At 46.9% G+C, this 23,505-nt stretch carries 27 protein-coding genes; all 27 read left to right on the forward strand.

The genetic code is table 11. The features are described 5' to 3' along the window. Positions 1-10: 10 nt before the first annotated feature. The 27 genes from CES82_RS01515 (at position 11) to CES82_RS01645 (ending at position 23,489) form a co-directional block, all read left to right on the forward strand. Positions 11-1,390, forward strand: a complete 1,380-nt coding sequence (locus tag CES82_RS01515; RefSeq protein WP_098823542.1) for a cobyrinic acid a,c-diamide synthase CobB — start codon at positions 11-13, stop codon at positions 1,388-1,390. Next, positions 1,377-2,351 carry an adenosylcobinamide-phosphate synthase CbiB gene (gene cbiB / locus CES82_RS01520; RefSeq protein WP_098823543.1) on the forward strand — a complete coding sequence of 325 codons (975 nt, stop codon included), beginning with the start codon at positions 1,377-1,379 and terminating at the stop codon, positions 2,349-2,351. Before CES82_RS01515 ends, cbiB begins: the two co-directional genes overlap by 14 nt. Continuing rightward, entirely contained in the window at positions 2,348-2,995 is a 648-nt protein-coding gene (locus tag CES82_RS01525; protein ID WP_098823544.1) for a cobalt-precorrin-8 methylmutase, read from the forward strand. The genes cbiB and CES82_RS01525 overlap by 4 nt, the downstream gene beginning before the upstream one ends. A gap of 9 nt (positions 2,996-3,004) precedes the next feature. After that, a complete protein-coding gene (cbiD, locus tag CES82_RS01530; protein ID WP_098823545.1) occupies positions 3,005-4,138 on the forward strand; it encodes a cobalt-precorrin-5B (C(1))-methyltransferase CbiD in 1,134 nt (377 codons plus the stop codon). Next, the gene (locus CES82_RS01535; protein WP_098823546.1) at positions 4,135-4,734 is read left to right on the forward strand and encodes a cobalt-precorrin-7 (C(5))-methyltransferase; all 600 of its coding nucleotides are present in this window, start codon (positions 4,135-4,137) and stop codon (positions 4,732-4,734) included. Before cbiD ends, CES82_RS01535 begins: the two co-directional genes overlap by 4 nt. Beyond that, positions 4,727-5,290, forward strand: a complete 564-nt coding sequence (locus CES82_RS01540) for a decarboxylating cobalt-precorrin-6B (C(15))-methyltransferase (RefSeq protein WP_098823547.1) — start codon at positions 4,727-4,729, stop codon at positions 5,288-5,290. The genes CES82_RS01535 and CES82_RS01540 overlap by 8 nt, the downstream gene beginning before the upstream one ends. A gap of 3 nt (positions 5,291-5,293) precedes the next feature. Further along, a complete protein-coding gene (locus CES82_RS01545; protein WP_098823548.1) occupies positions 5,294-6,067 on the forward strand; it encodes a cobalt-precorrin-4 methyltransferase in 774 nt (257 codons plus the stop codon). Next, positions 6,054-7,124 carry a cobalt-precorrin 5A hydrolase gene (locus CES82_RS01550; protein WP_098823549.1) on the forward strand — a complete coding sequence of 357 codons (1,071 nt, stop codon included), beginning with the start codon at positions 6,054-6,056 and terminating at the stop codon, positions 7,122-7,124. Before CES82_RS01545 ends, CES82_RS01550 begins: the two co-directional genes overlap by 14 nt. 21 nt (positions 7,125-7,145) lie before the next feature. Further along, the gene (gene cobJ / locus CES82_RS01555; RefSeq protein ID WP_098823550.1) at positions 7,146-7,871 is read left to right on the forward strand and encodes a precorrin-3B C(17)-methyltransferase; all 726 of its coding nucleotides are present in this window, start codon (positions 7,146-7,148) and stop codon (positions 7,869-7,871) included. Beyond that, positions 7,868-8,620, forward strand: a complete 753-nt coding sequence (gene cobK, locus CES82_RS01560) for a precorrin-6A reductase (RefSeq protein WP_098823551.1) — start codon at positions 7,868-7,870, stop codon at positions 8,618-8,620. The genes cobJ and cobK overlap by 4 nt, the downstream gene beginning before the upstream one ends. Next, positions 8,617-10,023 (forward strand): uroporphyrinogen-III C-methyltransferase, encoded by a 1,407-nt coding sequence (gene cobA, locus CES82_RS01565; RefSeq protein ID WP_098823552.1) that lies wholly within the window; start codon positions 8,617-8,619, stop codon positions 10,021-10,023. The genes cobK and cobA overlap by 4 nt, the downstream gene beginning before the upstream one ends. Beyond that, a complete protein-coding gene (locus CES82_RS01570) occupies positions 10,020-10,814 on the forward strand; it encodes a sirohydrochlorin cobaltochelatase (RefSeq protein ID WP_098823553.1) in 795 nt (264 codons plus the stop codon). The genes cobA and CES82_RS01570 overlap by 4 nt, the downstream gene beginning before the upstream one ends. A 2-nt stretch (positions 10,815-10,816) precedes the next feature. Continuing rightward, positions 10,817-11,518 carry a cobalt-factor II C(20)-methyltransferase gene (locus CES82_RS01575; protein ID WP_098823554.1) on the forward strand — a complete coding sequence of 234 codons (702 nt, stop codon included), beginning with the start codon at positions 10,817-10,819 and terminating at the stop codon, positions 11,516-11,518. Between the two features lie 24 nt (positions 11,519-11,542). Then, positions 11,543-12,298 carry an energy-coupling factor ABC transporter permease gene (locus CES82_RS01580; RefSeq protein WP_098823555.1) on the forward strand — a complete coding sequence of 252 codons (756 nt, stop codon included), beginning with the start codon at positions 11,543-11,545 and terminating at the stop codon, positions 12,296-12,298. Continuing rightward, positions 12,295-12,627, forward strand: coding sequence for an energy-coupling factor ABC transporter substrate-binding protein (locus tag CES82_RS01585; protein ID WP_098823556.1), 333 nt, complete (start codon positions 12,295-12,297; stop codon positions 12,625-12,627). Before CES82_RS01580 ends, CES82_RS01585 begins: the two co-directional genes overlap by 4 nt. Positions 12,628-12,639: 12 nt before the next feature. Further along, on the forward strand, positions 12,640-13,332 hold the full coding sequence (gene cbiQ, locus CES82_RS01590; RefSeq protein WP_098823557.1) for a cobalt ECF transporter T component CbiQ: 693 nt from the start codon (positions 12,640-12,642) through the stop codon (positions 13,330-13,332). Further along, complete coding sequence (locus tag CES82_RS01595) at positions 13,332-14,159, forward strand: energy-coupling factor ABC transporter ATP-binding protein (RefSeq protein ID WP_098823558.1); 828 nt, start codon at positions 13,332-13,334, stop codon at positions 14,157-14,159. The genes cbiQ and CES82_RS01595 overlap by 1 nt, the downstream gene beginning before the upstream one ends. A 64-nt stretch (positions 14,160-14,223) precedes the next feature. Next, positions 14,224-15,738: a cobyric acid synthase gene (locus CES82_RS01600; protein WP_098823559.1), complete on the forward strand. Its 1,515-nt coding sequence runs from the start codon at positions 14,224-14,226 to the stop codon at positions 15,736-15,738. Between the two features lie 5 nt (positions 15,739-15,743). Further along, positions 15,744-16,208: a precorrin-2 dehydrogenase/sirohydrochlorin ferrochelatase family protein gene (locus CES82_RS01605; RefSeq protein WP_098823560.1), complete on the forward strand. Its 465-nt coding sequence runs from the start codon at positions 15,744-15,746 to the stop codon at positions 16,206-16,208. A gap of 3 nt (positions 16,209-16,211) precedes the next feature. After that, the gene (gene hemA, locus CES82_RS01610; protein WP_098823561.1) at positions 16,212-17,501 is read left to right on the forward strand and encodes a glutamyl-tRNA reductase; all 1,290 of its coding nucleotides are present in this window, start codon (positions 16,212-16,214) and stop codon (positions 17,499-17,501) included. After that, positions 17,491-18,414 carry a hydroxymethylbilane synthase gene (hemC, locus tag CES82_RS01615; RefSeq protein ID WP_098823562.1) on the forward strand — a complete coding sequence of 308 codons (924 nt, stop codon included), beginning with the start codon at positions 17,491-17,493 and terminating at the stop codon, positions 18,412-18,414. The genes hemA and hemC overlap by 11 nt, the downstream gene beginning before the upstream one ends. A 68-nt stretch (positions 18,415-18,482) precedes the next feature. Beyond that, entirely contained in the window at positions 18,483-19,463 is a 981-nt protein-coding gene (hemB, locus tag CES82_RS01620) for a porphobilinogen synthase (protein WP_098823563.1), read from the forward strand. Between the two features lie 27 nt (positions 19,464-19,490). Then, entirely contained in the window at positions 19,491-20,783 is a 1,293-nt protein-coding gene (gene hemL, locus CES82_RS01625; protein WP_098823564.1) for a glutamate-1-semialdehyde 2,1-aminomutase, read from the forward strand. 5 nt (positions 20,784-20,788) lie between these two features. After that, positions 20,789-21,538 carry a hypothetical protein gene (locus CES82_RS01630; protein ID WP_098823565.1) on the forward strand — a complete coding sequence of 250 codons (750 nt, stop codon included), beginning with the start codon at positions 20,789-20,791 and terminating at the stop codon, positions 21,536-21,538. Further along, positions 21,535-22,131: a bifunctional adenosylcobinamide kinase/adenosylcobinamide-phosphate guanylyltransferase gene (locus tag CES82_RS01635; protein WP_098823566.1), complete on the forward strand. Its 597-nt coding sequence runs from the start codon at positions 21,535-21,537 to the stop codon at positions 22,129-22,131. Before CES82_RS01630 ends, CES82_RS01635 begins: the two co-directional genes overlap by 4 nt. 12 nt (positions 22,132-22,143) lie before the next feature. After that, positions 22,144-22,902: an adenosylcobinamide-GDP ribazoletransferase gene (locus tag CES82_RS01640; protein WP_098823567.1), complete on the forward strand. Its 759-nt coding sequence runs from the start codon at positions 22,144-22,146 to the stop codon at positions 22,900-22,902. Further along, positions 22,899-23,489 (forward strand): histidine phosphatase family protein, encoded by a 591-nt coding sequence (locus CES82_RS01645; protein ID WP_098823568.1) that lies wholly within the window; start codon positions 22,899-22,901, stop codon positions 23,487-23,489. The genes CES82_RS01640 and CES82_RS01645 overlap by 4 nt, the downstream gene beginning before the upstream one ends. Positions 23,490-23,505: the final 16 nt, after the last annotated feature.

Below are 23,505 nucleotides of genomic sequence, written 5' to 3' on the forward strand. Positions count from 1 at the left end.
GGTTGGTTAGATGAAAAAGTTAATGATTGCCGGAGCAACGAGTGGTTCAGGCAAAACCAGTGTGACGCTGGGTATTTTATCAGCCTTGAGCGACACGTTACGAATTCAGCCTTATAAAATTGGGCCGGATTACGTTGACACTAAATTTCACTCGCGAATCACGGGCCGCCAATCACGCAATATTGACAGTTTTTTGGTGCCAGATGTGCACTCGCTAAAGTACCTCTTTGAACGTGATACCAGCGATGTTGATTTGGGACTCGTCGAAGGCGTCATGGGACTCTACGACGGATTGGGGACGGATAAGGATGCTCATTCCTCAGCTAGTATTGCCAAGATGCTAAACATTCCCGTTGTACTGGTGGTCAATGGCCGGTCAGCATCAACGTCCATTGCAGCTATCGTAAAGGGCTTTGTCGAATTTGATCCGGCTGTCTCAATCGTTGGTATCGTGGTCAATAACGTGATGAGTCAAAATCACTTTGAACTCATCAAGGGTGCTATTACGCGTTACGTAAAGAACGTCCCGGTGCTTGGTTATCTGCCATTTAAAAAGTCGTTATCACTGCCGTCACGGCAACTGGGATTGGTGCCCGACAACGAATTGCCAGCGGTGGATTCAAAAATCAGTGAGTTAGGTCAACTTGCGAAAGCCCATATTGATTTGAACCAGTTGCTGACATTAGCCGGAACTAGCGTAGACGCGCATCTGCCATCTCCAATCGTGACCCAGCAAGTTGACCTGACGCTAGGTATTGCGCAAGACGATGCGTTTAATTTTTACTATCAAGATAATTTGGAAGCGCTTAGAGAAGCAGGCGTGACGCTCAAACCGTTTAGCCCGATTGCAGACAAAGCTCTACCAGATGGCATCGACGCGCTATATCTGGGTGGCGGTTATCCCGAAGAATCCGCGGCGGAATTGGCAGCGAATACCCCAATGAAGCAGGCTATCCGCGCCTTTTCACAAGCGAACCACCCCATCTACGCAGAATGCGGCGGCTTAATGTATTTGGGTAACCGGTTGACCACCGACAGTGGCACCTTTGACATGCTGGGACTACTGGATGGTGAAAGTGAAATGACGCCACGGTTGAAGCGGTTTGGTTACTGTGAGGCGTCACCGGCTGTCGATACAGTCATTGGTGCGGCTGGTACTAAACTTGTTGGTCACGAATTTCACCATTCAGTGTTTACCGCCAATGCCGGGCTCGAGCCGGTGCTTCGCATGAGAAAGGTCCGGGATGGCGTCGTTGCGGATGAGTGGACGGGCGGTTATCAGGTTCGACAAACATTTGCCAGTTACCTGCACGTTCATTTTTACCAGAGCAAGGCCGTTTTCAACGGATTACTGAACCGGTTGGGGGCGCGTGTTCATGCGAGTCATTAGTATGATTGCCATTGGCTTTATTCTCGATCTGATTTTAGGTGACCCGCCGACTTGGCCGCACCCGGTAAAACTGATTGGCCACGCGATTGCGGACTTGACCAAGTGGTGGAACAAGCCGATGTTTTCACCGATGACGAGAAGGTCGCTTGGCGGTTTGATGTGGGTGATTATCGTTGGCGGCACATGGAGCATCATCTTTGGGCTCATGTGGCTGACGCGGTCGGTACCCTGGTTGCAGTTTATCCTTGGGACCTACCTGTGTTACACGTGTCTCTCCATCAAAGGGTTATCAATTGAGAGCCGCAAAATCATGCGCAGTCTAAAACAGGGTGATTTAAAAAAGGCCCGCTATCAGGTGGGTATGATCGTTGGTCGAGATACGGACCAGCTTTCCGCTGAGGATGTTTGTAAAGCGACCATCGAAACGGATGCTGAAAATACCAGCGACGGGGTGATTGCCCCGTTGATCTACCTGGCGATTGGCGGTCCGGCGTTGGGATTAGCCTACAAGGCGGTCAACACACTTGATTCGATGGTGGGCTATAAGAACGAACAATATGGTGACATTGGTTTTGTTTCTGCCAAGTTAGATGATTTGTTTAATTACATTCCCGCTCGTATCACATGGTGTCTGCTGATGCTTGCCACGGTACTGTTGCGTTTTGATGTACATAACGCATTTGTGGTCGGCCGACGTGACCGGGAACATCATCGCAGTCCGAACAGTGGTTTTTCCGAATCCGTGGTGGCTGGCGCGCTGAACCTACGTTTAGGTGGCCCGCATTACTACTTTGGCGAAATCGTAGACAAACCGTTTATTGGTAATCCAGATGCTGTGACGGCTGACTTTAGTGCCATTCGAAACACGCTCAAACTTGTTTATCTGGTGGCGGTCATCGGCCTGCTCCTGGTCTGTGCCTGTCGCTTCGCATTTTTAATCATTGGAGGATTTATTGCATGAGTGATTACATTACGATTCCAAATCAAATTACGGATAAAAGCTTTGAAATGATTCAAGACGAAATTGACAAAATTGATCCTAATTACACGTTCAATTCAGCGATTGAGGAAGCTACGATCAAACGGGCAATTCATACCACCGCGGATTTTGACTACCTCAAGAACTTGAAGTTTACCCATGACGCCATCGCCAAAATTGCGCACGTGATGCAAAATGGCGGGACGCTCTTTACTGACACCACCATGGCACTCGCTGGGATGAACAAACGTAAATTGGATGCGATTGGCTGTCATTACCACTGTTACATCAGTGAACCAGAGGTGTTCGCTCGAGCAAAGGAACGCGGCATTACCCGTTCCATGGCGGCTATAGAGGTGGCAGCTGAAGTGCCAACGGAAAAAGTTTTCGTCGTTGGTAACGCGCCAACTGCGCTGTACAAGATTTTAGAGATGACTAAGGCTGGTAAGTTGAAACCAGATGCCGTTATCGGTGTGCCCGTTGGATTCGTGGAAGCCGCGGAAAGTAAACAGGCCCTCTACGAAAGTGATATTCCAGCCATCGTTGCCCTAGGCAGAAAAGGCGGCAGTAATTTAGCCGCTGCTATGGTCAACGCGGTGTTATACAACTTGGAACTTGTGAAGTAGGTGACGTCTATGTCAGAACCAGAAGATAACTATGTTTACTATAATGGCCGTAAATTACGGAAAGGCTACACTACAGGTACCACGGCAACCGCAGCGTCAGTGGCCGCTGCAAAGGCGATCCTTGACCAAAAAGCGCCAGCCGTTGTGAAAGTCAACGCTGCTAACGGGACGCCGGTTCAGTTTGACGTTCAAGATTGCACGTTTGACCGCAACCACGCCAGCGTTGCCATCAAAAAAGATGGCGGTGATGATCAGGATGCAACTGATGGCATGTTGATCTATTCGACGGTTACGTTACGATCCGATCACACCATCACACTTGATGGTGGTGAAGGCATAGGCCGCGTGACGCAGGATGGTCTCGCTAATAAACCGGGAATGCCAGCGATTAACCCAACGCCTTATAAGCTGATTCAAGAAGGTGTTCGCGATGTGCTTGGTCCTGACCGGGGTGCTGACATCATTATCTCAGCACCGGAGGGTGAAAGGGTCGCCAAATTGACCTATAACCCTAAGCTAGGAATCGTTGGTGGTATTTCCATTCTTGGCACCAGTGGTATTGTGACACCGATGTCTGAGGAATCTTGGAAGCACTCCATTTCCATTGAAATGAATATTCATCGCAAACGGGGTGACACCGAGATAATCCTGACGCCTGGTAACTACGGTGAAGATTTCTTAAAGGACGACATGCATATTCCGGTCACAAAGCAAGTTCAGATGAGTAACTTTGTCGGTTATGTACTTAAAGAAGTTCAGCGGTTAGGTTTTACCAAGGTGCTCATGGTGGGGGACCTCGGTAAGATGATCAAGGTCGCCGGGGGTATCTTTTCGACCCACAGCAAGGATGCTGACGCTAGGGCAGAAATCATGGTTGCCAACCTTGCTTTAATGGGAGCACCGCTGGATCTAATGAAAAACGTCTACGGCTGCTTAACCACGATCTCAATGATCAAATTGATCAATGAGGCTGGTTATCAGGATGTGTACCAGACAATCGTCGATAAGATCAAGGGTCGCGCGGAGAAATTGCTGGCGCATAAAAAGCCTCAGGTTGAAATTGACGCGGTCATCTTCTCACGGGACACCGGTTTTCTAGCTGCTACTAAGCCACTGAAAGAAATTGAGGCGGATTGGCAATGATTACTGTGTTAGGTATTGGCCCAGGTAGCCCAGATCTGATGCTACGCGGAACCGAGAAGCTGTTAGCTCAGGCAGATTTAGTGATTGGATCGAAACGCCAATTAGCGGGTTTTGATCTTCCAAGTGAGAAGCAACTGGTATTGCCCAAACTGGCGATCCTCAAAAAATTATTGGTAGAACAATACGACCAAAACGTAGTGCTACTAGCGTCAGGTGATCCGTTGCTATACGGTATCGGCAGTTGGACACTACGAGAATTTGGCAGTGACCACGTGACGGTCGTTCCGGGTATCAGTTCCATTCAGTACATGTTTAACCAGGTGGGACTTCCGATGAACGACGCGTACTTTACTAGCAGCCACGGTCGAATTCCCGACTTTGACTTCTTGTTAGCACACCAAACGGTTGGTATGGTCACCGATGCAAAAATCGGTCCCTACCAAATTGCACAAGAGGTGTTGAGTCGGCATCAACAGCGCACCATCTATATTGGCGAGCAACTGAGCTATCCAGAAGAACGGATCAGCCAGTTACAGCCTGAACAAGTTGAAAATAAAAAATACAACATGAACGTGGTGATTATAACAAATGCGTGATGAAGACTTTTTACGGACAAAGGTTCCGATGACCAAATCAGAAGTACGCAGTATTAGTCTGGATAAGCTTCAGTTGCAGGGTAAAACCAGTTTCTTAGACATTGGTTCGGGTACTGGCAGCGTCAGTTTACAAGCAGCGTTGGAATTTCCAGCACTGCAGGTAACCGCCATTGAGAAGAACGACGATGCCATTGCCATCATGCAAGAAAATATGGTGCACTTTAAGACCAAGAATATTCAGCTGCTTCAAGGAGAAGCACCAGCCGATATTCCAGATCAGCAATACGATGCCATTTTTGTTGGTGGTAGCGGCTCTAATTTGACCGCCATTATTGACTTTGCAGTGGCTCATTTGGCAGATGGCGGTGCGTTAGTACTGAACTTTATTTTGCAAGAGAATGCGTTTGAAGCGTTTAAACATCTTCAGTCAGTGGACGTAACTGAACTGGAAATGGTTGAAACGCGAATTGCGAAATGGCACGCCCTCGGCCAAGGCCATTTCTTTAAACCCCAAAATCCGACACTCATCGTGAGTGCCATCAGAAAGGTAAGATAAATTATGACAATTGTAAGTTTTGTAGGTGCAGGCCCTGGTGACAAGGATTTAATTACATTAAAAGGCTATCGACGTTTAGCCGAAGCTGACGTGGTGATCTATGCCGGTTCCCTCGTTAATCCTGAATTACTCGATTACTGCAAGGATGGTGCTGAAAAAGATGACAGCGCTAGCATGACACTTGAAGACATCATCTCTAAAATGCAGGAAGCCGTTGCTGCTGATAAAAAAGTGGTACGGCTGCAGACGGGTGACTTCTCAATCTATGGTTCAATTCGCGAACAGATCGAAGAGTTGAAGAAGTTAGATATTGAGTACGAATGCATTCCAGGTGTCAGCTCCTTCCTTGGTGCTGCCTCGTCTATGGGCGTAGAATACACGGTTCCAGAAGTGTCACAGAGTGTCATTATCACTCGAATGGCAGGTCGGACACCAGTACCAGACAGCGAATCATTACAAAAACTTGCCAGCCACCACACTTCAATGGTGATCTTCTTATCCGTTCAAGGCGTCAACAAGGTTGTCCGTGAACTGTTAGCAGGCGGTTACAAGGAAACTACACCAGCTGCCGTGATTTACAAAGCCACTTGGCCGGATGAAAAGATGGTGAAGGGAACCTTGGCCGACATTGCCAAGAAAGTTAGAGAAGCAGGTATTCGCCGGACAGCCTTGATCATGGTTGGAGATTTCTTAGGTGATGAGTACAGCTACTCCAAGCTCTACGATGCCACTTTCACCCATACTTATCGTAAGGGCATCAAAAATGCCAAAAAGTGAGCGTCCGCAACTTGGCGTGATTGCGCTGACAAAGCAGGGAAGCCGATTGGCACGACGCATCGCCGACCTCATGCAAGGGACGGTGTATCTGCCAGAGCGGTTTGCTGTGGCTAATGAGCAGACGTTTGGCAAGGGTCAGTTTACCAAGACGTGTCAGCGATTATTTCACGAAATGGATGGTGTGATCTGCGTTATGGCCACCGGCATCGTGGTTCGTACGATTGCGCCACTGATTGAGGATAAAACGGTGGATCCCGCGGTGCTCGTAGTTGACGAACGTGCTAACCATGTGATCAGTTTATTATCCGGTCACGTTGGCGGTGCGAATGCGTGGACGACGCAGTTAGCCGAATTACTGGAATCAGATCCGGTGATTACCACTGCGACAGATACGGAACATGTTCAAGCATTGGACACATTAGCGCAACGTGTCGACGGCTGGTACCCGGATTTCAAAATGAATACCAAGAAATACAACAGCCTATTAGCTGCCGGTGAACCAGTTGAGATTTGGATCGACCCTGATTTTATATCAGTTTTTCCAGATTTAAGCGGCTTTCGTCAATTGGAAACGCTGACGGATGCGACGCCCGATGTACCACTAGTTGTTGTTTCCGATAAGGTCAATTTCGATAAAAGTGCCAACAGCGTTCAAGTGGTACCGAGGGTCAACGCTTTGGGTATCGGCTGCCGCAAGGATGTGACCTACGCCATGATGCAAACTGTATTTACCCAGTTTTGTATTGAGCATCAACTAGCTTGGCAATCAATTTACGCACTTGGATCCATTGATAAAAAACAGCACGAAGGTGCCATCCACTACCTTGCCGATACGTTAAACGTGCCGGTGACGTTTTACACAGCTGAAGCATTGCAGCCAGCGAGCCAGCATTACCCGCAATCGGCGTTTGTTGAAAAAACGGTGGGTGTCGGCAACGTTGCCAGTGCTTCCGCTGAAACGCTGACCGGGCAACCTGCCGTGACTGATCGCTTTGCACTGGATGAAATCACCATGACCATGAGTCGGAAACTGCTGAATAGTGATGAAACTAGATAAAACTCAAAAGGAGTAAAACATATGTTATATATCGTAGGGCTTGGCCCCGGTTCAAGAGAATTAATGACGCAAGAAGCATTAGACGTCATTGAAAAAACAGATACCATCGTCGGTTATGTGACGTACGTTCGCTTGGTACAAGATATGCTGAAGGGCAAAGAACTTGTGGTCACTGGGATGCACGGTGAAATTGAGCGTTGTAAAAAGGCCATTGAGATTGCCCAGACTGGTAAGGACGTTGCCATTATCTCCAGTGGGGATGCCGGCATTTACGGTATGGCCGGACTAGTGCTGGAACTGGCATCTAAGGCCGATCAGCACATTGACGTGAAAGTTGTACCAGGTGTGACTGCCAGTATCGGTGCGGCCGCAGCATTAGGTGCACCGCTCATGAACGATTTTTGTCACATTAGTCTAAGCGATTTGATGACCCCTTGGGATGTCATTAAGGAACGGGTTGATGCTGCTGCCAAAGCTGATTTTGTGATTTGCTTGTACAACCCACGTAGTAAGGGCCGTCCAAATAATTTGCGTGAAGCCTTAGATATTATTTTGAAATACAAGTCAGAAGACACTGTCGTTGGTATTGGCAAGGATGTTGCCCGCAAGAAGGAAATCGAAAAAGTGACCACCATTAAAGATTTAGATGTAGAGGAGATCAACATGACTACCATCGTTATCGTGGGAAACAAGAATACCTACGTGGCAGATGGTCGCATGGTGACACCGCGAGGGTACACGCTTTGATCTTGCTATTAGGCGGTACCAGTGAAAGCTTGGATGTCGCCGATTATCTGACGAAGATCAATGCACCGTTTATTTTGTCGGTCACTACGGATTACGGTGCAGAACTTGCACGACCACATGCCGCGCACGTCAGTCAGCAGATATTGACGCCAGCAACTTTTCACGCGTTCTTTTCTGACCATAATATCACGTTGATTATCGATGCCACGCACCCATTTGCGAAGGTGATCTCAGGCACCGTGATGGTGGCAGCAAAAACGGATCAGATTAGGTATATTCGCTTGGAACGAGCAAACGGTTTAGAAGAAGGACCCAACTTGAAGTTGTTTGATGATCTGGATGGCGTGGTCGATTATCTAAGACCAACTACTGGGACGGTTTACCTCTCTACTGGCAGTAAAACGGCTGGTGATTATGCCCAAAAGCTTGGCGTTAATCGCCTACATGTCCGCGTTTTACCAACCGTTAAAGCAATTGGCTTGCTGGATGATGCTGGTTTTGAAGCCGACCAAATCGATGCTGTTCGCGGACCGTTTAGTGAACAGCTCAACATTGAACTGTTTGATCGCTGTCACGCAATTGCGGTGGTGACAAAAGAATCTGGGCGTCGTGGCGGCGTTCAGGAAAAAATAACGGCCTGTGAAAAACTGGGAATTCCGTGTTTGGTCATTAAACGGCCAACGCTGGAATATCCGGAGCGGGCCATAAGTTTAGCCGAATTAAGGGCACTATTGGAGGGAACGCAATGAACGGTTTAGTTTCACTTATTGGCGCCGGACCAGGCAACCCGGAACTGCTCACACTGTTGGGCAAGCGCCGCCTTGAAGAAGCCGACGTCATCGTGTATGACCGGTTGGTAAACCCTGCGTTACTGTCACCGTTTGTGGCAGAGAAAATTGATGTGGGTAAAATGCCACTTCACCATAAAATCAGCCAGTATCAGATCAACGATATGCTAGTGGACCTGTCCAAACAGGGAAAGCGAGTTGTCCGCTTAAAGGCGGGCGACCCATACGTGTTTGGCCGTGGCGGTGAAGAAGGTCAGTACCTGAGTCAACATCAAATTCCTTTCGAAGTCGTCCCTGGATTGACTAGTGCCATTGCAGGGTTAGCGGCTGCAGGGATTCCCATTACTCACCGTGATTTTGCCTCCAGTTTTCACGTCATTACCGGACACCGCAAAGCCAACGGAGAAGAATTGGATTGGGAAAACATTGCACATCAGGAAGGGACGATTGTTTTCTTGATGGGCATGGCACAGCTGCCTAACATTGCTAAACAGTTAGTGGCGCATGGAATGGCCAGCGATACACCGGTTGCGGTGGTTCAATGGGCAACCCACTGGAAGCAACGGTCAATCTCGTCTGACTTAGCCAACGTGGTTCAAACAGTTGAGAAGATGCACATCTCATCACCGGCACTGATCGTGGTTGGTGGCGTTGTTAAGTTGATGGGTGATCTGCAGCCGCATCGGCCGTTACAGGGGTTGCACTTCTTGATTCCGTTCAAACAGGATTCAAAATTATTTAACGCCCTCCAAGATGAAGGGGCAGCCGTAAACTTCTTTGATCGGCGGGTCAAGAAACCATTGGCATTTGAACTGCCAGACTTTGACGCTGGCGGCGTGCTGATTGTCACTGATTTTGCAGCCTTTCACTACTTTCAGGAACGCTTGCTGACACTGGGAATCGATAATCGAGCACTGGCTAACTGGAAACTAGTGGCTAGCAACCACATCGTGAAGTACCGGTTGCAGCAAGATGGTCTGCTGGCAGACGGGCTGTATGATCCTAAGAAATTAGATTATAAACGGCCAATTGTTTTCATTGGTGAACGGCTGGCGTTGTCAAACTATAACGTCGACGTTGCTGCCAAAGCCGACTATCTGGCGACATACCAAAGTGAAACGATCAATCAAAATATTGATCTAAACGATTTTCACGGTATTGTTTTTCCAAGCTCAGCATCGGTTACCGATCTCTATACCGGCTGTACCAGTGAGGAACGTGAATTAATGAGCAAAATGAGTTGTTTCGCTATGGGTCAAACGGTAGCTAATGAATGCCAGAAATTAGGCTTGAAGAATGTTATCGAGGTCAAACCAAGTTATGATAACGTGATTCAAACGGTAAAGAAGGTCTTTGCACGATGAGTAAAACAGCATTATTAATGGTGAGTTTTGGTACCACTTATCCCGAGACGCGTCACAAAACGATTGAAGCCACGGAGAACGCCTTTCGAGCAGCTTTTCCTGATGCCGAAGTTTTCCGGGCGTTTACGTCAAAAATCGTTGTTTCACGAATCAAGAAAAACGAGGGTCTTAGCATTGATTCACCGCAAGAGGCACTTGCCAAGATTATTGCCGGCGGATATGACAACCTTTACGTACAATCGCTGCACCTGATTCCTGGTATTGAGTACCACCAAGTTGAAACGGCCGTGGCAAAGGAATCGGATCATTTTAAACGGGTCGTCATGGGTCGGCCATTATTAAACGACTTTGCGGATTATCAGGATACGGTTGCTTTTTTAAAGCAGATTGGTAACCCACTGGCAGCTGATGAGGCCGTACTCTTTATGGGACACGGCACTGCAAATAGTGCCTTTACGGCCTACGCTTGCTTGGATCATATGTTGATGGGCAGTCAGCATTACATGGGCGCGGTTGAAAGTTATCCTGATATTCAGTTTGAAATTAGCCGGCTTAAGGCGGCTGGTGTCAAACATGTGAGGTTGCAGCCGTTCATGCTGGTGGCGGGCAATCACGCTCATAATGACATGGCTTCTGACGCGCCTGATTCTTGGCAGAGCCAGTTGCAGGATGCAGGAATTCAAGTGGTGTCACAGTTGAAAGGTATGGGCGAATATCCCGAAATTCAACAGCAGTTCATTACCCATCTAAAACGACAATTAGCGTCAACTGAGACGAAAGGCGGTATGTAACGATGGCAACATTTTATGGCATCGGGGTTGGCCCCGGTGACAGCGAACTAATGACAGTGAAGGCAGTCAACACGCTTAAACAAATTGACATCCTATACGCCCCTAAGGCCCATAATGACCAGCCGAGTGTCGCGGAAAAAATCGCATCGCCGTACTTTTCAGAAGAACTAACGGTCAAAAGACGACGCTTCCCGATGGTCAAAGATCTCAGCGAGAAACAGGCCAGTTGGCGTGCCATTGCTGAAGAAATCGTGGCAGACGTTAAAGCGGGCCACGATGTGGGTTTTATCACGCTGGGTGATGCTTCTGTATACAGTACTTATAGTTACTTGCTCGATATTATTGGTGATCAGATTGCGGTGGAGACGGTGGCAGGTATTTCTGCTTATTCGCAGATTGCGGCAGCTACGTCAATCCCACTGGTGTTAGATGATGAACTTTTAGAAATAATTCCAGCAACCGCGGATATGTCGCTGATCGATAAGGCGGTCGATATTAATGACAATGTGGTTCTCATGAAAGTGGCAACCCATTGGTCAGAAATCTTTGAGTTGCTGGCATCAAAAAAATTGCTGAATCAGGCAATTGTAATCGTAAACGCTTCAATGGCTAACCAGCAGCAGTTTAAGGTTGCCGAGTTGACCAAAGAAACGAAATTGCCATACTTTTCAACATTGATATTAAAAAAGAAATATCAATTCTGATTAATATTAGATAGGGTGAAACAAATGAAAAAAGTTTTTAGAAATCATTTGGTACCAAAGGTAAGCGTGATTGTTGGCCTGTGTTCCTTGCTGTACTTTGCACTGTATCCTCGCGATGCATATGCCATGCACATCATGGAAGGGATGTTACCGCCAAAGTGGTGTATTTTCTGGTTTGCGGTTAGTGCACCGTTCTTCATTTACGGGTTATACCGGATGAAAAAAATCGTTATCTCGACCACTCAAAATGCTAAGATCATGCTGGCACTATGCGGTGCTTTTGTGTTCGTCCTTTCATCGCTGAAGCTGCCTTCTGTTACGGGTTCATGCTCGCATCCAACCGGGGTCGGGTTGGGTACCGCAATGTTCGGGCCAGGAGTCATGTCAGTTCTTGGGGTGATTATCTTACTGTTTCAAGCGTTACTGCTTGCTCATGGTGGTTTAACCACCCTTGGTGCTAACTGCTTTTCAATGACGATTGTCGGGCCATTTGTCGGGTACGCGACGTACAAAATTTGCCGAGCATTGAAACTCAGTCGTGCAGTATCACTGTTCATGTGTGCGGTACTTGCTGATTGGTCAACTTATGTGACCACGTCATTCCAGTTAGCAGTTGTTTTTCCAGACCCGAATAACGGGGTTGGTGGTGCTGTGATCAAGTTCTTAGGTATTTACGCGGTAACGCAGATTCCGTTGGCTATTGCCGAAGGGTTTTTGACCGTGATTGTCTATAACCTGGTGATCAGCAATAATCTCTGGAAGGAGAATGCACTGGGATGAAGAAAAAGACCAAGCAAAACTGGATACTACTATTGTTAGTCTTAATTCTCGTGATCACACCATTCTTCGTAGCCAAAGGCGGTTCGTTTTCCGGCAGTGATGATGAAGGGACAGCTCAGATCAAGGAAAATGATCCTAGCTATAAAGTCTGGATTCATCCGATATGGACGCCACCTTCAGCCGAAATTGAAAGTTTGCTGTTCACGGTACAAGGCAGTTTGGGGACCGGTGTGATCGCCTATATTATTGGTAACGCTCATGGTCGTAGGAAAGAACGACAACGTCAGCAGCAAGCACAAGCTAAAAACAATTCTGACAATGGTCGTTAATAGGGTGATGAAATGTTAGTCATTGATAAGTACGCTTATTCAAATCGAATCGTTAAGTGGTCTCCTAAAATAAAGGGCCTACTTTGGCTGCTTGGCATTGTCTTGGCCTTTCAACCAATCATTCTAATCAAAATCGTTGTCCTCGCAGTCGTTATCTGGCATACCTTATATGCGACAAAGATGTCTGTCCGTGTTTATTTGCATTGGCTCTATGCGGTATTGCCCTTTCTCCTACTAAGCGTTATTGGCATTGTTTTCACTATGTCACCTAAAGCCAGTCAGATTTATTATCCGATTCACCTGTTTGGCAGTTACTTTGGGGTGTCTAAGGTGATGTTGCCAAGGGGGCTGCGGCTTGGCGTACAAGTCTTGACGGCGGTGGTTTGCACATATTGGTTCGCTTTGACCACGCCGTTTCAGCAGATTATTTTAATGTTGAAAGCTGTCCATATGCCCGCCTTGATGATTGAGGAAACGATGCTCATGTATCGCTTCATCTTCATTTTTATTGAAGCGTGTGAACAGATTTATCGGGCTCAAAAATTACGGTTAGGTTACCGGACTTTCCGTTTATCCATTCATTCAGCTGGTATTTTAGTTAAGATGCTTTTTCAGCAAGTGATGACTGATTATCAGCAAATGGTGTATGCGTTGGATGCAAAATTGTATAATGGCGAATTCAAAGTTGGGGAGGATGATGAGTGATGATTGAACTAGAGCATGTGGATTTTTCATATGAGAAAAATCACCCAATTTTGAAGGATATTTCAGCTAAGTTTGGTGAGAATGGTTCCAAAGTCGTGGGTATCATTGGTCCTAATGGAACTGGTAAATCGACCTTGTTTTTGAACTTGGTTGGAATACTAAAGCCCACCAGCGGTAAAATCTTAGTGGATAATCAGCCCATTAATTATTCTAAAAAGGGTTTGAATCAGTTACGTCAAAAAGTGGGCATCGTTTTTCAAAACTCTGATCAGCAGATCTTTTATTCCATTGTTAAAGATGATGTTGCGTTTGCCCTTCATAATTTGGATGTTCCGAAAGATGAGATCAAGCAGCGGGTAAATACGATTTTAAGGGAATTAGATATTAGCCACCTTAAGGATCGACCCATTCAATACCTCAGTGGCGGTCAAAAAAAGCGAGTTGCCATTGCGGGTATTTTGGTTTTAAATTCTGAATGGCTGCTACTGGATGAACCGACTGCGGGACTCGACCCAGATGGGAAGCGACGAATGGTTGAACTGATCAAGCACTTAATCGATCGGGGCCAAAAAGTTATTCTGTCTAGCCATGACATTGATTTTATGTATGAAGTTTGTGATTACTTTTATATTTTGCAAGCCGGCCACATTGTGAAATCAGGTCAAAAGGAAACGGTTTTTGATGATGAAAAAGCGCTGTTGAAGAATAAGCTTGACCAGCCGTGGCTCGTAAAAATTCATCAGAAATTACATTTGCCACTTTATGCTAATGAAGCAGAACTTTTTGCCGATAAGACGCTGCAAGCTAAATTAGCCAAGTTAGAATAACGGGTGTGCCAGTGCGTGAATCACGCGTATTGGTCATTACATAAGGAAGCGGAGGTACGCAAGTATGTGTGCAAAATCAATCATGTTTCAAGGAACGGCCTCGGATTCAGGTAAGAGCTGGGTTGCTGCCGGTCTTTGCCGAATATTGAAGAATCGGGGCCTTAAAGTTGCTCCGTTTAAATCACAGAATATGGCCTTGAATTCCTACATCACTGCTGATGGTAAGGAAATGGGTCGTGCTCAGGTGTTTCAGGCGGAAGCCGCCGGAGTTGCCCCAGATGTACGGATGAATCCCTTACTATTGAAACCGTCGACGGACAAGGAATCACAGGTGGTGTTTATGGGCAAGGTACTCACGGATATGACTGCTGTTGAGTATCAGAACCATAAAATGGCGCTGAAGGATCGGGTGCTAGAAACGTACAAGTCGTTGGCGGCTGAAAACGACGTCATGGTTCTAGAAGGTGCTGGCAGTCCGGCAGAAATCAATCTGGATACCAAAGGATTGGTTAATATGGGCATGGCTGAAATGGCCCACGCACCCGTTATTTTAGTGGCAGATATTGATAAGGGCGGAATGTATGCGTCGATTTACGGGACGATTAAGTTGCTGCCTGAAGAAGACCAGAAGCGGTTTAAGGGCATCATCGTCAATAAGTTTCGTGGCGATGCCAGTTTGTTAAAGTCCGGAAATGATATGATTGAAAAATTGACCGGTGTGCCAGTCATTGGCGTGATTCCTATGACCGATGTTGATCTCGACGAGGAAGACAGTGTTGCGCTTGAACGGAAGTCTCGGGTCAAGGATGCCACAAAGGATCTTGATGTGGCGGTAATGGCCTTGCAGAAGATGTCCAACTTTACCGATTTTCATAGTTTGGAGATTCAACCAGACGTTTCAGTTCGCTACGTGGTTAAGCCGGAAGACCTGGGGAACCCAGATTTGCTGATCTTGCCTGGCAGCAAGAACACTAACGAGGATATGGCCTATCTGCGAACACATGGGTTTGTGCCTGAGATTCAAGCGTTGCACGCACATAAGACGCAGATCGTCGGTATTTGCGGCGGTTATCAGATTCTTGGTAACCAGTTACATGACCCTAATCATGTTGAATCAGATATTACTGACCAAGATGGTTTGCAGCTGCTCGATATTCAAACTACCTTTACGGGTGAAAAAACCACTACGCAAGCGATTGCGAAACATCAGGATGCGACCTTGCACGGTTATGAGATTCATATGGGAGAGACCACTCTTGGGAAGGATGCCACGCCGTTTTCAACCATTATTGAAAACAACGGTGAACCCGAAGACCGTTTAGATGGCGCTGTGAACGGTGATGGCAGTGTCTGGGGAACTTATCTCCACGGCATTTTTGACAACACCGCTTGGACGCGGCAGCTGCTAGACCGGTTACGGGTTGCTAAAGGGTTGCAGCCGTTACACGCCAAGAATGAGTCCATGGCGGAATACAAGGAAGCCCAGTACGAAAAATTAGCTAAAATTGTTGAAGAAAACGTGGATATGGCTAAAATCGATCAAATTTTGGCTGAATCTGACGTGGATTACGGGAAGTGAATCAAGTGAACTATCCATATCCAATTAATATTGACCTGAGTCGTAAACGCGTTGCCGTGATTGGCGGGGGTAAGGTAGCCGCACGTAAAGTGGCTGGCTTACTGGATGCTAGAGCGAACGTCTTTGTGATCAGCCCGACGCTGTGTGATGCGATTGATCCTGCTAAGATCACTTGGATCAAAAAGGAGTATGAGACCGGTGATATTTCCGAGATGGATATTATCATTGCCTGTACGAATAATCGCAGTGTTAACCAGCAGGTCACAAAAGATGCCACACATTTTCAGTTGGTTAACGATGCCAGTGATAAAAAGCAGTCCGACTTTTTCAACGTCGCACGCGTGGAATCAAAGAATCTGCTGGTAACCGTTTCAACCAAGGGGAAGTCACCAGCTAAGGCCAAGCAGATCAAGCAAGAAATTCGTCAGTGGCTTGAAAGCAAGCACTGGTTTAACCAAGAGGAGGATTAATACATGTTTGTCATTTACGTCAGTCTGAACTACCAACATCTGCCAATTACTACACGAGAACAGTTAGTTTTCAGCAAAGAAGAACTGACTCAGGCGAACGAACTGTTAAGTGATGAAAAATCGATCCTTGAAAATATGATCTTGTCAACGTGTAACCGAACCGAAGTCTACGCTGTGGTTGACCAGATTCATACTGGCCGTTATTATATTAAACGCTTTTTAGCCAACTGGTTTCACGTCTCCATCGATCAAATCAGCAAATGGGCAGAAATTGGTTTTAAACAAGATGCCGTGGCACATTTGTTGCGGGTAACGACTGGTTTGGAATCCTTGATTGTGGGCGAACCGCAGATTTTGGGTCAGGTGAAGGATGCTTTCTTCACCGCACGTGACCTTGGAACCACCGGGGTGATCCTTAATCATCTGGCAAAGGCCGCTATTACGTTTGCTAAAAAACAGCATACGACCTATCGCGTGAGTGAGTTGTCCAAAACGTCGGGGCAGACCGGGTTACACCAAATTAAAACGGTACTGCAGGACCTTTCGGATAAGCACCTGGTGATCGCAGGTCTTGGCGAGGTTGGTAGTCACGTGTTGAAGAATGCTAGTACCATGGGCTTTAGCGAAATCACCATTTTGAATCGGACGAATGAAAAAGCGGTTCAGATGGCCGAGAACTATGGCGAAACGGTGCAGGCGGCTAGCTGGGATAAATTAGCGGTGGCAGCGAACGCGGCGGATACCGTTATTCTCGCAACTTCTGCGAAATCACCAGTACTGAACGGCCACATCTTTGATAGCGGAACCACCAATTTGAAGATCATCGTGGACTTAGGTGTACCGCGTAACGTGCACAGTGAAGATTTACCTGCTGAGATCACCTATTTTGATATTGATCACTTAACGGCCATCATTTCGGAAAATCAAAAGGCTAAGGCTGAGATGATCGACCAGATGGCAGCTCAAGTACCCGCAGCCGTAGATGAATTTTACGTATGGGAACAACAGCTTCACGTGGTCCCCGTCATTAAAGAGATTCGGGAGTCTGCGATGGACATTGAAAAGACCGCTTATGACAGTTTGCTGCGAAAGTTGCCAGAACTTGATGTCCACCAGCGTAAGGTCATCAGCAAGCATATGAAGAGCATTATCAATCAGATGATTCTCGGTCCCATCAAAGGGGTCAAGGAGTTGGCTCTTCAGGAAGATGTTGACGTGGATCTGGCATTTATTTGCCAAATTCTTGGTCTCCCAACAGACTTAGCAAAACAGGAGCGCACTTATGAAAAATGAATTTGTAGTGGGATCACGTAAGAGCCTGCTGGCCATGTGTCAGTCAAAACTGGTCATTGCGGCCTTACAGAAACGATTCCCAAAAATTACCTTTCGCATTAAAGAAATCGTGACGCAAGGCGACCGTAACTTAAAGGATAGCCTTCAAAAGATTGGTGGCAAAGGAGTCTTCGTCAAGGAAATTGAAGCGGAACTGCAAAGTGGCGATATCGACTTTGCGGTTCACAGTCTGAAGGACGTCATGCCGGTGTTACCCGATGATCTGATTATCGGAGCGATTCCTAAGCGTGAGTCTCCTTATGATTGTCTGATTACACCCAAAAAGTTGGCGCAACTGGCTGATTTGCCGCAGGGTGCGCGAATCGGCACCAACAGTCTGCGTCGTCAGGGTCAACTGTTGCATTTACGCCCAGATATTCAAGTGATTCCGATTCGTGGAAATGTTGATACCCGAATCAAGAAAATTAAAACGGAACATTTGGATGGTGTGATTTTGGCAGAATCCGGGTTAGACCGGCTGCAAGTCTCGCTCGATGGTTTATATCGGCTGAGTTTGCAGGCTGATATTTTGCCAGCAACCGGGCAAGGCGCGTTGGCTATTGAATGTCGCAAGACGGATGCTGATACGTTGGCATTATTGAGCGCCATTGACGATGCGACCACTAAGCAAAATGTGCAAGTGGAACGCGACTTTTTGCGCGCCTTGGGTGGCAGTTGCAACTACCCCATTGGTGCGTTTGCCGAGTCGGCTGGGGATCAGATCACCTTTAAGGGACTGGTGGCTTCGCCCGATGGCACCCACCTATTTCGCAAAACGGTGCAGGAAACGGTTAATGACAAAATTGGGTCTAAGGTTGCCGATACGTTAATTGCTGAAGGCGCTTTGAAATTGATTGAATCAACGTTAAAATAAGGATATTTAGTGAATGATTACGCTTACTTATTTTTAAAAATTATTTAGTGGAAAGAAGATTATATATTATGGTTACATTTGATCGTCATCGTCGTTTAAGAAGCAGCGCAGCCATGCGTGATCTCGTGCGCGAGAATCACTTAGAGAAGTCGGATTTAATTATGCCTGTGTTCGTGGATGCCACGATTCAGGATAAGGAAGAAATTAAATCTATGCCAGGTATTTACCGGTATAGCCTCAATACCATTCTGGATGAAATTAAAGAGATCGTTGATTTAGGAATCCAATCAATCATTATTTTTGGAATTCCGGATCACAAAGATGATGTCGGCACCGGCGCTTGGGAGGATAACGGCATCGTGCAGGAAGCCATTCGTAAGATCAAGGCTGCTTATCCAGAACTGATTGTCATCGCTGATACTTGCATGTGTGAGTACACATCCACTGGTCACTGCGGCATCGTGAAGGACCACAAGGTATTAAACGATGAATCGCTCGAATACAACACCAAGGTCGCTGTCAGCCAAGTGAAGGCCGGTGCTGATATGGTTGCCCCTTCCAACGCAATGGACGGTTTTGTGGCCGCCATTCGTGAAGGATTGGATAAGGCTGGGTTTAAAGAAACACCAATCATGGCTTACTCCGTTAAGTTTGCTTCCAGCTTCTACGGTCCATTCCGTGACGCTGCTGATGGCGCACCGCAGTTTGGTGATCGTAAGGGATATCAGATGGATCCAGCAAACCGGCTTGAAGCCATTCGCGAAATGAAGAGTGACGAAAAAGAGGGTGCTGACTTCACCATGGTCAAACCTGCAATGGCTTTTGCTGATATCATTCGTGATGTTCGTAACAACACCAACTTACCGCTGGTTGCTTACAACGTTTCTGGTGAATATGCCATGGTCAAAGCAGCGGCAGCTAATGGCTGGATCGATGAAGAACAGATCGTTAACGAAGTGCTTGTGGGGTTGAAACGTGCTGGTGCTGATTTAATCATCACCTACTTTGCTAAGGAAGTTGCTGCACGGATGGACGCGCAAAAAAAATAAAAATCATCAGAGAAGGGAACACACACATTGAAGAATTTTGACAACTCAAAAAGAGCGTTCAAAGAAGCTCAAGACTATATGCCCGGTGGCGTAAACAGTCCAGTACGGGCGTTTAAGAACGTTGGTGGTGACCCACTGTTTATTAAGCAGGGGAAGGGTGCACACATTGAAGATATTGATGGCAACACGTTTATTGACTACGTACTTTCATGGGGCCCACTGATTTTAGGCCACGCTGATGATAAAGTGGTTAGCGATTTGCAGTCGGCAACCGAGAAGGGAACCAGTTATGGTGCACCAACGGAATTAGAAACGGAATTGGCTAAGAAGATTCGTGAAATTGTTCCGTCCGTTGAGATGGTACGGATGGTTTCATCTGGGACCGAAGCCACGATGAGCGCCATTCGTTTGGCCCGTGGGTTTACAAAACGCGATAAGATCGTGAAATTTATCGGTAACTATCATGGCCACAGTGATTCCTTACTGGTGGATGCCGGCTCTGGTCTAGCTACGTTCAACATCAATACTTCACCAGGTGTACCCAAGGATCTTGCCTACGATACGTTGACGGTGCCGTATAACGATGTTGAAGGTATTAAAGCTGTTTTTGAAAAGCATGGGCCTGAAATTGCGGCCGTTATCGTTGAGCCCATTGCTGGAAACATGGGCGTTATTCCAGGAACGCAAGAATTCCTGGATACCTTGCGACAGCTAACAACGGATGCTGGTTCACTGCTGATCTTTGATGAAGTGATGTCTGGTTTTCGGGCTGCCTACCATGGTGCACAAAGCCTTTATCACATTAAGCCAGATCTTACCACCCTTGGTAAAGTCGTTGGTGGTGGGCTTCCCGTTGGTGTATTTGGCGGGCGTCGTGACATTATGGAACACATTACGCCAGTTGGTAGCATCTATCATGCGGGTACCTTATCAGGGAACCCATTGGCCATGACCGGTGGGTTAAGCACGTTAAACCAGTTGAATGATGATCTGTATCAGGAGATGACAGCTAAAACGACTCGTCTGGTTGAAGGAATTAAGGCTGCTGGCGATGCTCATAACGTGCCAATTACGGTACACCATGTTGGTACCATGTGGAGCTACTTCTTCAACGCCGGTCCAGTGAACAACTTCGATGACGTACAAGCCAGCGATGTGGCCTACTTTGCAAAATTCTTCAAGCAGTTACTGCAACAGGGAATCTACACCGCGCCATCGCAGTTTGAAACCAACTTTATGTCTAGCAAGCATACGGATCAAGATATTGATGAGACGATCCAAGCATTCAACAATGCCTTTGATGCAGTAAATAACGGGTAACGCATATGATAAATACACAGTTTCGAGACTTAACGTTAACGCCGATAACAGCAGAGGAAACATTGGTAATCGCGTGTGACAGCAGTGCCGGAATTGGGGAGAAAAAAGCAGACGTTGTAGCCGTTGACCCAGCTATTACGGCTGCTTATTCTTTAAGGGTGCCACTTTTAGAGCTAATGTGTTTTGGCGCCCACCCCATTACGGTGATTGATACGGTCGGTAACGAAATGGTGCCGACCGGTGAGCGAATCATCAGTGGTGTCAAAGCAGAGCTTGCACGGGCGCAATTATCCGATATACCGTTAAATGGCAGTACAGAAGATAACATGGCCACCCTCACAACGTCGATTGGTATCACGGTGATTGGCCGAATTCAAACGGCTAACATCCCCAAACCAGCGACTGTGGACCTAACTGTTTTTAAATTGGGCACGCCATACGTCGGTAACGAAGTGGTGGCACATTTAAATCAGATTTTTAGCTATGATAAGGTTCGTCAAATTCGTGGGAACGCTGATGTTGTGGATATGCTGCCAGTGGGGTCAAAGGGTGTGACGTATGAACTTGACCAAATGGCGCAGACGAATCACTTGGAGACGCACTACTTGGTTGACCGCACCTTGCCAGAGTTAAATACTTCTGCTGGTCCAGCAACCGTGGTACTAGTTGGGGTAAAAAAGACACAGGCAGAAGCGGTAAAACAAGCGTTTCCAGAATTGGCTGCGGTGGCAGAACTCAGGAGGCCAAAACCATGAAGAGTCAGTTAGTGTTGGTGACTGGTGGGGCGAAGAGCGGCAAGTCAGTGTTTGCTGAACAGTCACTATCAGATGTTGCCCGTGTATGTTACATTGCCACCGGCGTGATGACTCAGCCAGACCCGGAAATGCAGTTGCGGATTCAAACGCACCAGAAACGGCGGGCTGAAAAAAACTGGGCTACTGAAGAGCGGTATCAAGCTGTTGACGCGTTTATCACGGCCAATCATTACGATAGTTATTTGCTGGATGATGCCACCATGCTTATTACCAATTTGTTTTACGATGGTGCAACTCAACTGGCAGCAGATCGATGCCTTAGTTTGGATGATGCCATTGAGCAGATGACTAGCGATGATATTGACAGACTAAGTCAGCAAATCTTCGATGCCTGGGATCACATTGTTGATGCCCTGCGCGCAACTCATCAATCTATGGTTGTGGTGACCAATGAAACGGGCCTAGGTATTGTGCCGGCGACAAAACAGACGCGAATTTTGAGGGATATTTACGGCCAGGTGAACCAACGCTTGGCACAGGCAGCTGATCACGTATATTTTGTGATCAGTGGTCTGTCACAACAGTTGAAATAATTGGGGGTCACCATGGGAAAAGCAATGATTTTATACACACAATTTTTTACGCGGATTTCCATTCCAATCGAGATTAAGGACGTCACGAACAAGTTCAAAAATAATATCCAGTACTTCAGTCTTTTTGGGCTGTTACTGGGCTGTCTTGAGGCACTAATCTTCTGGGGCTTTGCCAGTATCTTTCCACTTTGGTTTGCCTGGATCATTTACTGGGTCACGGATGGACTGCTGACTGGTGGTTTCCATCTAGACGCCTTAGCGGATACTGCTGACGGTCTGTTTTCGTCACGAAAGCCTGAAAAGATGAAGGATATCATGCACGATAGTCGGCTTGGAACGATGGGCGCATTGGGTCTGATCTACTTTTATTTGATCGTTATCGGGAGCGGTATCGTTATTTGCAATCAGCTGCCATTGTGGCAACTGATTGGGTTAACGGCAGTTATGACGATGGTCGCCAAAACAGGGATTGGATTATTGTTCTACAAGATGGTCTATAACGGTGATAACGGGCTGGCTAGTATCTGGATCGGCGTTAAAACCTGGCGAATCGTGGTGTCTCAGTTAGTGGCTATCGTGGTCATTGGTGCGGTATTACAGTGGCCGGGTCTGGTGGGCTATTTAGCCATCGTTGTGTTTGGGTATTTTTACCGGCGTTTTAACATTCGCTTGCTGAAGGGCTTTAGCGGTGACACGATTGGCGCTTTTGGTGAGTTATCGCAGGTAATTTTCCTGCTGGTATACAGTGGCATTATTGAGGTGATCAAATGACCTTATTTGTAACGCGACACGGTGAAACCACATTAAATCAGCACCGAAAATTTTATGGGTCCATGGATGTGGCACTTGATGATAAAGGGCAACAACAGGCTGCTGAGCTTGCGAAGAAACTGCGACGTCAAAAACTGGATGTCATTATACGCAGTGCCACAACGCGCACGAAGCAGACTGCCCAACCTATTATTGATGATCATCCAAACGCAACCGTTTACGTGAATGCTGATTTGAATGAGAAAGGGTTTGGTGACTGGGAAGGACTGGATGCTGATGAGATTGAGGCACAGGATCCAGTTACGTGGGCACGGTGGATTGAAAAGCCCTTTGACGTGACGCCAAAGGGTGCTGAGAGTTATAAGGTTTTTTCGGAACGTGTACTGCATGCAGTCGCTGGTTACCAGGATTTGTTGGCTTCGGCAGCTAACGTGTTAGTTGTTGCGCACCTTGGCACGTTGCGTGTGATGCACCAGTCGTGGGTACCGGACACGGTATTTTGGGATCTTAATTTCAAAGCGGGCCACTATTCAACCTATCAGTCTGATGGGCAAGGTAAGATGAAGGTTATAGCATTCAATCAATGATTGAGAAGGTGTTTTC

This window comes from Secundilactobacillus silagincola (genome assembly GCF_002583405.1).
In the GTDB taxonomy this organism is placed as follows: domain Bacteria; phylum Bacillota; class Bacilli; order Lactobacillales; family Lactobacillaceae; genus Secundilactobacillus; species Secundilactobacillus silagincola.

Coding starts and splice junctions, on each gene's coding strand:
- CES82_RS01575 (WP_098823554.1), top strand. CDS start 10,817: ATGGCAACATTTTATGGCATCGGGGTTGGCCCCGGTGACAGCGAACTA.
- CES82_RS01515 (WP_098823542.1), top strand. CDS start 11: ATGAAAAAGTTAATGATTGCCGGAGCAACGAGTGGTTCAGGCAAAACC.
- cobA (WP_098823552.1), top strand. CDS start 8,617: ATGAACGGTTTAGTTTCACTTATTGGCGCCGGACCAGGCAACCCGGAA.
- CES82_RS01630 (WP_098823565.1), top strand. CDS start 20,789: ATGATAAATACACAGTTTCGAGACTTAACGTTAACGCCGATAACAGCA.
- cbiD (WP_098823545.1), top strand. CDS start 3,005: ATGTCAGAACCAGAAGATAACTATGTTTACTATAATGGCCGTAAATTA.
- cbiQ (WP_098823557.1), top strand. CDS start 12,640: ATGTTAGTCATTGATAAGTACGCTTATTCAAATCGAATCGTTAAGTGG.
- CES82_RS01535 (WP_098823546.1), top strand. CDS start 4,135: ATGATTACTGTGTTAGGTATTGGCCCAGGTAGCCCAGATCTGATGCTA.
- CES82_RS01635 (WP_098823566.1), top strand. CDS start 21,535: ATGAAGAGTCAGTTAGTGTTGGTGACTGGTGGGGCGAAGAGCGGCAAG.
- CES82_RS01525 (WP_098823544.1), top strand. CDS start 2,348: ATGAGTGATTACATTACGATTCCAAATCAAATTACGGATAAAAGCTTT.
- CES82_RS01570 (WP_098823553.1), top strand. CDS start 10,020: ATGAGTAAAACAGCATTATTAATGGTGAGTTTTGGTACCACTTATCCC.
- CES82_RS01585 (WP_098823556.1), top strand. CDS start 12,295: ATGAAGAAAAAGACCAAGCAAAACTGGATACTACTATTGTTAGTCTTA.
- CES82_RS01545 (WP_098823548.1), top strand. CDS start 5,294: ATGACAATTGTAAGTTTTGTAGGTGCAGGCCCTGGTGACAAGGATTTA.
- CES82_RS01640 (WP_098823567.1), top strand. CDS start 22,144: ATGGGAAAAGCAATGATTTTATACACACAATTTTTTACGCGGATTTCC.
- CES82_RS01550 (WP_098823549.1), top strand. CDS start 6,054: ATGCCAAAAAGTGAGCGTCCGCAACTTGGCGTGATTGCGCTGACAAAG.
- CES82_RS01595 (WP_098823558.1), top strand. CDS start 13,332: ATGATTGAACTAGAGCATGTGGATTTTTCATATGAGAAAAATCACCCA.
- CES82_RS01540 (WP_098823547.1), top strand. CDS start 4,727: ATGCGTGATGAAGACTTTTTACGGACAAAGGTTCCGATGACCAAATCA.
- CES82_RS01600 (WP_098823559.1), top strand. CDS start 14,224: ATGTGTGCAAAATCAATCATGTTTCAAGGAACGGCCTCGGATTCAGGT.
- CES82_RS01645 (WP_098823568.1), top strand. CDS start 22,899: ATGACCTTATTTGTAACGCGACACGGTGAAACCACATTAAATCAGCAC.
- cobJ (WP_098823550.1), top strand. CDS start 7,146: ATGTTATATATCGTAGGGCTTGGCCCCGGTTCAAGAGAATTAATGACG.
- hemA (WP_098823561.1), top strand. CDS start 16,212: ATGTTTGTCATTTACGTCAGTCTGAACTACCAACATCTGCCAATTACT.
- CES82_RS01580 (WP_098823555.1), top strand. CDS start 11,543: ATGAAAAAAGTTTTTAGAAATCATTTGGTACCAAAGGTAAGCGTGATT.
- cbiB (WP_098823543.1), top strand. CDS start 1,377: ATGCGAGTCATTAGTATGATTGCCATTGGCTTTATTCTCGATCTGATT.
- hemC (WP_098823562.1), top strand. CDS start 17,491: ATGAAAAATGAATTTGTAGTGGGATCACGTAAGAGCCTGCTGGCCATG.
- hemB (WP_098823563.1), top strand. CDS start 18,483: ATGGTTACATTTGATCGTCATCGTCGTTTAAGAAGCAGCGCAGCCATG.